6 protein-coding genes are annotated in these 9,941 nt (G+C 39.2%); 5 read left to right on the top strand and 1 reads right to left on the bottom strand.

Translation table 11 applies throughout. From position 1 onward, the window contains the following. Positions 1-174: 174 nt before the first annotated feature. The 4 genes from ACHWSC_RS18055 (at position 175) to ACHWSC_RS18070 (ending at position 5,890) form a co-directional block, all read left to right on the top strand. Positions 175-1,965, top strand: a complete 1,791-nt coding sequence (locus tag ACHWSC_RS18055; protein WP_236582719.1) for a TrkH family potassium uptake protein — start codon at positions 175-177, stop codon at positions 1,963-1,965. A 110-nt stretch (positions 1,966-2,075) separates the two neighbouring features. After that, positions 2,076-2,762, top strand: a complete 687-nt coding sequence (locus ACHWSC_RS18060; RefSeq protein WP_075990332.1) for a TrkA family potassium uptake protein — start codon at positions 2,076-2,078, stop codon at positions 2,760-2,762. Positions 2,763-2,765: 3 nt separating this feature from the next. Then, positions 2,766-3,086, top strand: coding sequence for a YbjQ family protein (locus ACHWSC_RS18065; protein WP_088163334.1), 321 nt, complete (start codon positions 2,766-2,768; stop codon positions 3,084-3,086). Between the two features lie 323 nt (positions 3,087-3,409). Further along, complete coding sequence (locus ACHWSC_RS18070) at positions 3,410-5,890, top strand: YfhO family protein (RefSeq protein ID WP_394677689.1); 2,481 nt, start codon at positions 3,410-3,412, stop codon at positions 5,888-5,890. A 28-nt stretch (positions 5,891-5,918) separates the two neighbouring features. On the opposite strand, the gene ACHWSC_RS18075 is transcribed toward ACHWSC_RS18070, so the two are convergent. Then, on the bottom strand, positions 5,919-6,515 hold the full coding sequence (locus tag ACHWSC_RS18075) for a ribonuclease HII (RefSeq protein WP_394677690.1): 597 nt from the start codon (positions 6,513-6,515) through the stop codon (positions 5,919-5,921). A 269-nt stretch (positions 6,516-6,784) separates the two neighbouring features. On the opposite strand from ACHWSC_RS18075, the gene ACHWSC_RS18080 reads away from it, so the two are divergent. Then, on the top strand, positions 6,785-9,622 hold the full coding sequence (locus ACHWSC_RS18080; protein WP_394677691.1) for an outer membrane beta-barrel protein: 2,838 nt from the start codon (positions 6,785-6,787) through the stop codon (positions 9,620-9,622). Positions 9,623-9,941: the final 319 nt, after the last annotated feature.

Consider the following 9,941-nt stretch of genomic DNA (forward strand, 5'->3'; position numbering starts at 1 on the left):
CCGTTTCACGTGGAAAGGTTACCGTTTGGTGCCGTTGCTCATATTTTTTAGAAATGGTAGAGGAAGCGATGTACTGTATTTATAAATCCTCATTCTCGGCTTCGTTAGCGCTCCAAAAAATACAACGGAGATAGATTTGCATTTATTGACAGATTTATCTTAGTTTGAGACATTATGATAGATTCGATTTTAAGTTTTATCCGATTTGTTTTCAAATATAAGAATGGGCTTGTAGACAAAATCATGTTCTATGTGAGCATGATTTGTGCCGCAATCGTTATTTTCAATGTGGGCTATGTCACTGATCCTGCATTAGGAAAATTGCTGGGTAAAACAATTCATTATCTTTTCTTTGTCCTCTTTTTCATGATTGCTCTCCGCGAGTCATCTTCCATTTACGCACTCAAAAAAATTGCTGTTGAGCATTACGCGGGCTTAGTTATCCTCATTTACTTTGTATTTATTCTTATTGCCCGTTTTGCAGGATTTGGAGCGCTTTCTGTTTTTTCAAGAGAACAGTGGGTTTATCTAGGAATCTATCTTATTTTTATCGCGGAGCTATCGAAAAGCACGCTTTTCTTTGACAATTTTTATTTTAATCCGACAATATTATTTGTCATCAGTTTCCTGGTTCTTATCTTGCTCGGGACCGTACTCTTGATGCTGCCCCGTACGACGGTAGAAGCTCCGTTAAGTTTTGTGGACGCCTTATTTATGGCAACTAGTGCTGTTTGTATCACTGGCTTGTCGGTTGCCGATATTTCAACCAATTTTAGCATGTTCGGACAAACTGTGGTCATTGTTTTGATACAGGTTGGCGGATTGGGTATTATGACCTTTACAGGTTTTTTTGGTTATTTTTTCTCTGGCGGATTTTCTTTTAAGAATCAATTGATGTTTGGTGAAATTCTAGGTGAAAATAAAGTGGCCTCTGTCATTAAAACCCTATTGACCATGATATTTATTACGCTGCTGTTTGAATTTCTTGGCGCTATACTGATCTTTAGTACCTTAGAAAGTGCTAATTTTCCAAATTTAGGGAGCATGGTTTTCTTTTCGATCTTTCATTCTATTTCTTCATTCTGTAATGCTGGATTTTCGATCTTATCCGGGGGAATTACCAATGAAGCCTATAAATTCAATTACCCATTCCAGCTGGCGTTATCTTCACTTTTCATTCTTGGTGGTTTGGGTTTTGGAATTGTATTGAATTTCTACACCTATATTAAAGAATCCATATTGCTTTATTATCACCGATGGATCACAAAGAAAAACTATAAGCATAAAGCATGGAGCTTTAGTTTTAATTCTAAATTGGTGCTGGTCTGTAATGCAATTATTATTGTAGGTGCAACTTTGTTTTTCTACTTTTTGGAGCGAGGGAACACCCTTTCTCTTGAAAGGGGAATCGATGGTGAATGGGCAACTTCCTTCTTTATGGCCAATGCAGCGCGTTCGGCAGGTTACAATAGTGTTGATTTGAGTTTTGTCGGGCCACCGACTGTTTTTTTGATTATGCTTCTGATGTGGGTCGGGGCTTCTCCCGGATCTACTGGTGGGGGAGTAAAGGTAACTACAGTTGCTGTTTCGCTGTTGAATATTGTCTCTCTGGCTAAGGGAAAAGAATATATTGAGATTTTTAAAAGGAGGATAGCCGGCGAATCTGTTAACAAGGCTTTTGCGATTATTCTGTTGTCGCTATTTGTCGTTGGGTTCAGTTTTTTTGTGCTCATTTTTACAGATCCCGATAAGAGTATGAAAGCACTCCTCTTTGAATCACTATCAGCCTATACAACATGTGGATTAAGTTTGGGGATTACACCATCACTCAGTATGGGCGGAAAATTGATTATTGCCCTAACGATGCTGGTTGGGCGTGTGGGTATGCTGACTCTTCTGGTCGCTTTTATTAAAAATACAACACGGAGAAATATTGTATTTCCGGAAGAAAAGATCTTGTTTTAGGTAGACCGACAAGCGTATTGACTAACTTTTGATGAACTTATCGGAGTAATATGAGCAGGTAGAGAGAAAGAGAGCTTGGAAATAACAGTAAATTTATTTTAGTTTGAGATATGAAGTATATTGTTTTAGGATTGGGGCATTTTGGACGTTCTTTAGGAGTACATCTTACTGAGCTCGGACATGAGGTGATTGGGGCAGACCGAAATCTCAGTATCGTTGAACAACTCAAGGACAAGATAACGCACACGGTATGCCTAGATACAACCGACCGAGAAGCGGTATCGTCATTACCCCTTAAAGATGCCCATGCTGTTATTGTTGCTATTGGAGAGGATGAGGGAGCTTCGCTCATGACCGTAGCCCTCTTAAAACAGCTGAAGGTTAAACGTATCATTGGCCGTATCGTTTCAGATTTACAAAAGACTGTTTTGGAGGCAATGGAAATCAATGAATATATTATGCCCGAAGAAGAAGCTGCTGAACGATTGGCGATGCGCTTGGACAATATTGATATTGTCGATTCGTTTAAGGTTTCGGATAAATATTCCATTGTGGAGACTAAAGTGCCTGCTCGTTATGTGGGCATGACATTACGTGAAGCGAACCTGACCAATTTATACAAGGTTATCGTGTTGACCACTGTGAAGATCACAGAAACGAAGAAGGACGGTGTGACCAAAGAACAAAAGGAAGCTTCTGGAATTGCTGCCTCGGAAACGATCATGGAAGAAGGCGATATTTTGGTTGTTTTTGGGGAGTTATCCAATATTAATAAGTTAATTCAAAAAGGAGAATAAAATATGTTATTGACAACAACTGGTACTATTGAGGGGCACCAAATTGAACGTTATTTGGGGATAGTCTCTTCCGAAGTGGTTCTGGGAGCGAACGCAATCAAGGATATGATGGCGGGCTTTCGTGATTTTTTTGGCGGAAGATCCAATTCTTATGAACGCGCATTCCAGGAAACACGTGAAGCGGCGTTGCGTGAACTTGAAGACCGTGCACGCGCATTGGGTGCTGATGCGGTCGTTGGGGTTCGACTAGACTTTCAAACGGTAGGAACGGGCGGAATGATGATGGTGGGCGCAACGGGAACGGCCGTAAAAATGAAATCTTAATTACCTGAAGCCCTAAATAACATTAGGGCTTTTTTAGTGCTTAAAAGACATGACATTGATCGATCGTATTTAATACCTATTATAAACTTTCTGTTAACAGGACACTGAGCGATAATTATAATTGTATATAAAAACAAATTTATCTAAGTTTGGCTTTTAAGACTTTTAAACAACCTAAGAAGGTAAATGAAATCATCGAGTTTTATCAAACCGCGTGTAATGTGTTCATAAATACAACGAAAGGCAAGTTATGAATGAACGATTATTTGGTAAGTTGAATAAATTAGATATATTCATCACCTTTAAATGACAAATTTATACGGATGAAAAATTGGTTTAAGGTGAATTCGGCACATTTGATCGTTATTGCGATATTCATTGCGCTCGTATTTTTTTATTTTACCCCTGTTTGGCAAGGAAAAACGCTGGCACAGTCGGATGTGGTACAAGCGCAGGCGGCACAGAAGGAATTATTTGATTTTAAGGCAAAGGATGGTAAAGCGCCCTTATGGACTAACTCTATGTTTGGCGGGATGCCTACTTATCAAATTTGGCAAGAAAATGAGAATAACATTGGTACTTATTTCTTAAAAGCGGTTAAGTTCGCCTTTCCGAGCCCAATGGATACGGTGCTATTTTATTTGTTGGGTGCTTATTTCCTTTTTAGTGTCTTACGGATCAAACCCTGGCTGGCAGCGGTAGGCGCAATAGCCTTCGCTTTTACCTCTTATAATTTTATCTATATTGAGGCTGGGCATATTACCCGGGCAAATGCAATTGCATTTATTCCAGCTGTTATTGCAGCGGTTATTATGTGTTATCGGGGAAGTAAATTGTGGGGGCCTGTATTATTGGCGCTGTTTCTTTCGCTGGAGATTCGTGTAAATCACTTGCAAACAACCTATTACCTGTTGATAGTCCTGATGGTATACGTGATTTTCACTTTTGTAGATGCAATTAAACAAAAACAATTAAAAGGTTTTTTTATTGCTTCGGGTAGGCAGATTATCGCAGTAGTCATCGCTTTGATGGTAAATGCATCTATTTTATTGCCAACTTGGGAATATAGTAAATTAAGTACGCGTGGACATGCCAATATCACGAAGGTTGATAACAACACCACCAAAGAGAAAGGGCTTGATAAAGAATATGCCTATGAGTGGAGCCAAGGGATTGGTGAAACCATTACCTTTTTGATTCCAAATGCCTATGGTGGTTCAACTGGCGGACAATTGGACGAAAAATCACATGTCGCTAAGTTTTTGATGGAAAAAGGAGGGATCTCCGAGGTTCAAGCTGGGCAGTTTGCAGAAAGCATGCCAACCTATTGGGGTGACAAACGTTTCACTTCGGGACCATGGTATTTTGGTGCCGGTGTTTTTTTCCTATTTGTTTTAGGCCTTTTTATTGTCAAAGATCGGATCAAGTGGTGGATTTTGGCAACCACCATCTTAGCATTGCTTTTGTCATTCGGAAAAAACTTTACACTTGTATCGGATCTGTTCTTTGACTATTTTCCGATGTATAATAAGTTTAGGGCTGTTGAATCTATACTTGTTTTGGTTTCCATTACAGTGCCTATGATGGCAATTCTGGCTGTCAACGAGCTTTTGACACGGGCGAAGGAGATTCCAAACTTAGATAAAAAAGTGCTGTATACTTTTATTGGTGTCGGCGGAGTCTGTCTTTTGATTGCTGTAATGCCCGATCTATTTTTAAACTTTAGAAATGCGGGACATGGCAATTTGATCGAAATGTTAGAGCGTAACGTAGGCGATAAAACTTTTGCGACCGAATTAGCAAATCAATTGGTCTTAGATCGTAAAGATATCGCAAGCAAAGATGCCTATCGTTCTTTTTTCATTGTCCTCTTAACTTTCGGATTCGTTTGGGTCTTTTTAAAGAAAAAGTTGAGTGAGGGTGTACTATTGGGGGCTTTATTGGTCTTGTTCCTGTTTGACTTATGGAGCATAGATAAACGCTTCTTGAATGACAAATCTTTTATGGAGAAAGGGGCTACAGCACAGCAAGTATTCCAACAACGTGAAGTGGATCAATTGATCTTAATGGATAAAGATCCAAGCTACCGCGTACTAGACCTGACTTCGGATCCGTTTTCGGATGCCCGTCCATCCTACTTCCACAAATCTCTAGGAGGATACCATGCTGCAAAATTAATGCGCTTCCAGGAAATTTTGGAAAATCAATTTAATGGTGCGCTCAATGAAGATGTGCTGGATATGTTTAATGTGCGTTATCTGATTACAACAGATCCTCAGAATCAATCACAACGTATTGTGCGGAGAAGTACCGCGGCAGGAAATGCTTGGTTTGTGGATCGGGTAAGTTTTGTGAAAGGAAATGCCGAGGAGATGCAAGCAATCAGTTCTTTTGATCCACATAAGGAGGCGTTTGTGAATCAACAATATCAAAATGAGATTAAGGCTAAAACTTCGAATGCTTCAACGACAGGGGAGATTAAGTTGACATCTTACCATCCGGATAAAATGCAATATGAATATACGGCTGCCAATGATGCCTTTGCTGTATTTTCTGAAGTATTTTATGATAAAGGATGGAAAGCCTATGTGGATGGAAAGGAAACGCCAATTATCCGTGCGGATTATATCCTAAGAGCACTGCAATTACCTGCGGGAACGCATAAGGTAGAATTTGTTTTTGATCCTGAATCGCACAAAATGGGTAATATATTGACTTTGATCTCCTCTATCATCCTCGTCGCAGGATTGGGAGCGGCGATATATTTCTCGTTTAAAAGAAATAAAAAAGAAACAGCGGCTTAAAGCTGTTTCTTTTTTTATTGTGTGAGCTTTAGAATAATTTGAGCTGCGGATCGGTTATTCTAAAGCTTTTTCTATGATGTGGAGTGGAGCCGTGTGCCAATACAGCTGTTCTGTGCTTAACTGTCGGATACCCTTTGTTGTTGAGCCAGTCGTAATTGGGATAATCCAAGGCGATGTTGTCCATGTATTCATCCCGGTACGTTTTAGCTAAAATAGAGGCCGCAGCAATGGATAGGTATTTTCCATCCCCCTTCACAATACATGAATAAGGTATCTCTTGGTAAGGAATAAACTTATTCCCGTCAACAATAATATACTCGGCTTTGGTCTTTAAGAGATCAAGTGCCTTATGCATCGCCAGGTAGCTCGCATTGTGGATATTTATGCGATCTATTTCTTCTGCTGAGACGCTCGCAACGGCATAAGCAAGGGCTTCGCGCTCAATGATGGGGCGTAAAGCCATCCTCTTTTTTTCACTTAGTTGTTTGGAGTCATTAAGAAGTTCGTGATGATAGTCTGTGGGGAAAATCACTGCCGCAGCGAAAACTGGCCCTGCCAGACAACCTCTTCCCGCTTCGTCACAGCCGGCCTCTATCCACTGCTCCTGATAATATGATAATAGCATGTTCAGTTCTTTAAAATAGCCGAAAATACAAATAAATTTAGAGTTATCTATTGTAACTTCTGTGTGAATATCGACCGTTTACATTAATTAACACTAATAATGTCTTCTTTTGTAAAGATTTAGAGCGCTAGACTATTAAAACGTTGGAATAATTTCCATTAACAAAATAAAAGTTTGTTCTTGTCTAGGCCATATTGTTTCAAATTAAACTTGAGCAATAGTTTTAGAGTCAAAGATTTATCAATTATAGAAATATAAAAATACGTATTATGAGAGGCTTTGTGCTTTTTTTGTTTAGTATGCTGATGGGATGGACCGTTTATGGCCAGACGAAGAGCGTACAGGGAATGTTGAAGGACGACAAGAATCGAATTGTCGCCGGTGCAACAGTGAAATTAACGTCAAAATTGGATTCCATGACGACAGGATCCAATATGGCCGGGATTTTTATCTTTGATAAAGTCAAGGCGGATACCTTTAAAATTACGGTTTCAAACCTTGGTTTCGAACGTTTTGAGCAGGAATTTAGTATCCCTAAAGGCGAATCAAAGCATATTATTCCAAGTTTGACTTTACAACAGAACTCACAGATGCTACAAGAAGTTGTTGTTGATGGAGTCCCTACAGTCGTTGTCAAAAGTGATACCCTCGAATATACCATGAAAGATCTAAAACTCCGCGATGGCGCGGTTGCCGAGGACGCTTTGAAAAAATTACAAGGGGTCGAAGTCGATAAAGACGGCAATGTAACGGCACAAGGGGAGTCTGTTAAGCGGGTTCGTATAAATGGTAAGGACTTTTTTGGTGGAGATGTAAAGACAGCTACACAAAATCTACCTGCAAATATTATCCAAAAGATGCAGGTCATCGATGATTATGGCGATATGGCCAATGTCACCGGTAATAAAACGGGTGATTCAGAAAAAGTATTAAATATTCAGATAGACCCAAAATACAATACAGGACATATGACGACCCTACGAGCAGGCGTGGGAACCGAAGATCGTTACCAGGCTACAGGGATGTGGATGGGAATGCGCGAAGGTGAACAAATTTCTGTATTGGGAAATTTAAACAATACCAATGCACCCTTATTTGATTTTAGCACCGTAGGTGGTGGTGCACGTCGGGGGCAGGGCGGTGGTGGCCGTCGCGGCGGCGGCATGTTTGGCGGATCGGACGGTTTAACTAAAATAGGTTCTATCGGGCTGAATTACCGTAAAGACTTTAATGATAAATTGACGGTTTACGGTAGTTACAGTTATAGCCATAGCAACAATACAACAATCTCGCAGCGCTTTCAGGAAAATACACTGCCTAATATCATGCAAACGGATAGTGTTCAATCTAATTCCAATACAGTAGGAGCAAGCCACCGTTTTGAAGCAAATGTTGAATGGAAGCCTACAGCGAAAGACTATATCAAAATTTCTCCTCAGTTTGGTTACGACAATAGTGATGTAACGACAGGTACTAATTCACTAACTTACCGTAGTAACGTATTTAATAATTCACAGGCCCAAGATATTGTTGCAAATTCTACTGCACCGAGATTTGGGATTAGCGGATTGTACAACCATAAATTTAATGATAAAGGAAGGAATGTTTTTGTAAACATGAACTTCAATAATGCAAAAACAACGAAGGATCAGAATGCAATCTTAGACAGGCTATTGGCTGATCCCAACAATGCAAATGCTCCTTTAGATTCGATTTATGAAAAAACGATTCTGGAAGCAAATAATAAAAGTTGGAATGGGGGGGCTTCGGTGAATTATACTGAACCTGTTTCCGAGAAAGGAAAAGTGGAATTTACCTATGATTTCAACAAAAATAAGTATGACAATTCGAACAAACAACAAGGGTTTGATCGCGATGGAAACTTAATTGCAGAAGATCCCAAGTTGAATTTTGATTATAATTATGATTATTCCTTCACAACACATAAAATCGGAGCAAACTATTTGTATAGTGGTGATAAAATAACCTATTCCATTGGAGCTGCGGCTCAGCCTTCTCAATTGAGAGGTGATGCGATCAGTTCAGGGTTAGTAGTTCCGATTCATCGGAACAACATGAACTGGATGCCTATTGCACGTTTTGAGTATAAATTTTCGAGACAGTCCAATATCTCTGTGAATTATTCGGGAACACCGAATGAGCCTTCAGTAACGCAGATCTTGCCGTTTGATATGAGTACAAACCGGACGAGTATTGTGATCGGTAACGCCAATCTGAATCCGGAATTTAGCCATCAATTGAATGTAAGATTCCGTAAGAATGATTTTCAAAAGGGAAACAATTTTTTTGCGTTTGTTAATGCCGGTTTGACTAACAACAAGATTGTGAGCTTGAGCAAAAGCTATTTTGATGATTTAATGGATTATCAAACAGGACAGACAAACTCAACCTTAGTTTCTGAAACACGTTACTTAAATGAAACAAGTGATAAGCCATTTAATGTGAATTCTTTTTACCACTATGGAAAGTCATTGAAAGAAAAAACATATAATATTATGTTGATGGGTGGAATATCCTACAGCAAAACTATGGGGTATATATCTACTGAAAAGGATGATAACATAGGCCAAAAGAACGTAGCACGAAATATCGTGCTGAATCAAGGTTTGATGTTTAGATATAACCCTTCGGAAAACCTAGAAATTAATCCAGGAGTACGTTATCAATTTAATCATACGGAGAACTCATTGACTAATCGCAATACGAATGTTTCGTCCTGGACACCGACTTTAATTGGATCGGTCAATATTACAAAAACAACCATTTTCGGAGCGGATTTATCCAAACAATTTAATAATGGTTATGGCGCCGGCATTAATGCAAATCCTTTCGTCATAAATACCTACTTGGAGCAGAAGTTCTTGAGTCAACAACGTGGTACTGTACGTTTACAGGCGTTTGACTTATTAAACCAACAAACGAATGTTTCCAGAACATTCAGTGAGTCTATGATTACAGATAGCCGTACCAACCGTTTGGGTCGATATTTTATGATTTTGTTTACTTATAAATTCCAAAAATTTGCGATGGGAAATCCAGAAGGAGAGAATAGATTTCCGGGCGGAATGAGACCTCCGCGTATGTAATCTGATTCCTATAGGATATAAAAACGGTCATAGTGATTTCGCTATGACCGTTTTGCATTTAAAAATGCCTAGTTTTGTGAAGACTTCATATGCCCATACGATTTTGAAGATTGAGTAACGTAGCAAAAAATGTAAGATTTTATATTTTTTGTTTTAGGGAAGACTGTCAAGGTTAATGGGCACAAAAAATAAATAAACTAAAAGAAGCTACAGCAAGTTTGTACTGCATGGAATACGAAATTATTAGACTTTCAAACGGAATACGCGTAGTATTTCAATATCAAAATTTACCGGTTACACATGTCTGCATGGTCATCAA

This window comes from uncultured Sphingobacterium sp. (genome assembly GCF_964277905.1).
GTDB lineage: Bacteria > Bacteroidota > Bacteroidia > Sphingobacteriales > Sphingobacteriaceae > Sphingobacterium > Sphingobacterium siyangense.

Bases quoted from the DNA above. Each gene is read 5' to 3' on its own strand.
- ACHWSC_RS18065 (WP_088163334.1), top strand. From the start codon at position 2,766: ATGTTATTGACAACAACTGGTACTATTGAGGGGCACCAAATTGAACGT.
- ACHWSC_RS18060 (WP_075990332.1), top strand. From the start codon at position 2,076: ATGAAGTATATTGTTTTAGGATTGGGGCATTTTGGACGTTCTTTAGGA.
- ACHWSC_RS18055 (WP_236582719.1), top strand. From the start codon at position 175: ATGATAGATTCGATTTTAAGTTTTATCCGATTTGTTTTCAAATATAAG.
- ACHWSC_RS18075 (WP_394677690.1), bottom strand. From the start codon at position 6,515: ATGCTATTATCATATTATCAGGAGCAGTGGATAGAGGCCGGCTGTGAC.
- ACHWSC_RS18070 (WP_394677689.1), top strand. From the start codon at position 3,410: ATGAAAAATTGGTTTAAGGTGAATTCGGCACATTTGATCGTTATTGCG.
- ACHWSC_RS18080 (WP_394677691.1), top strand. From the start codon at position 6,785: ATGAGAGGCTTTGTGCTTTTTTTGTTTAGTATGCTGATGGGATGGACC.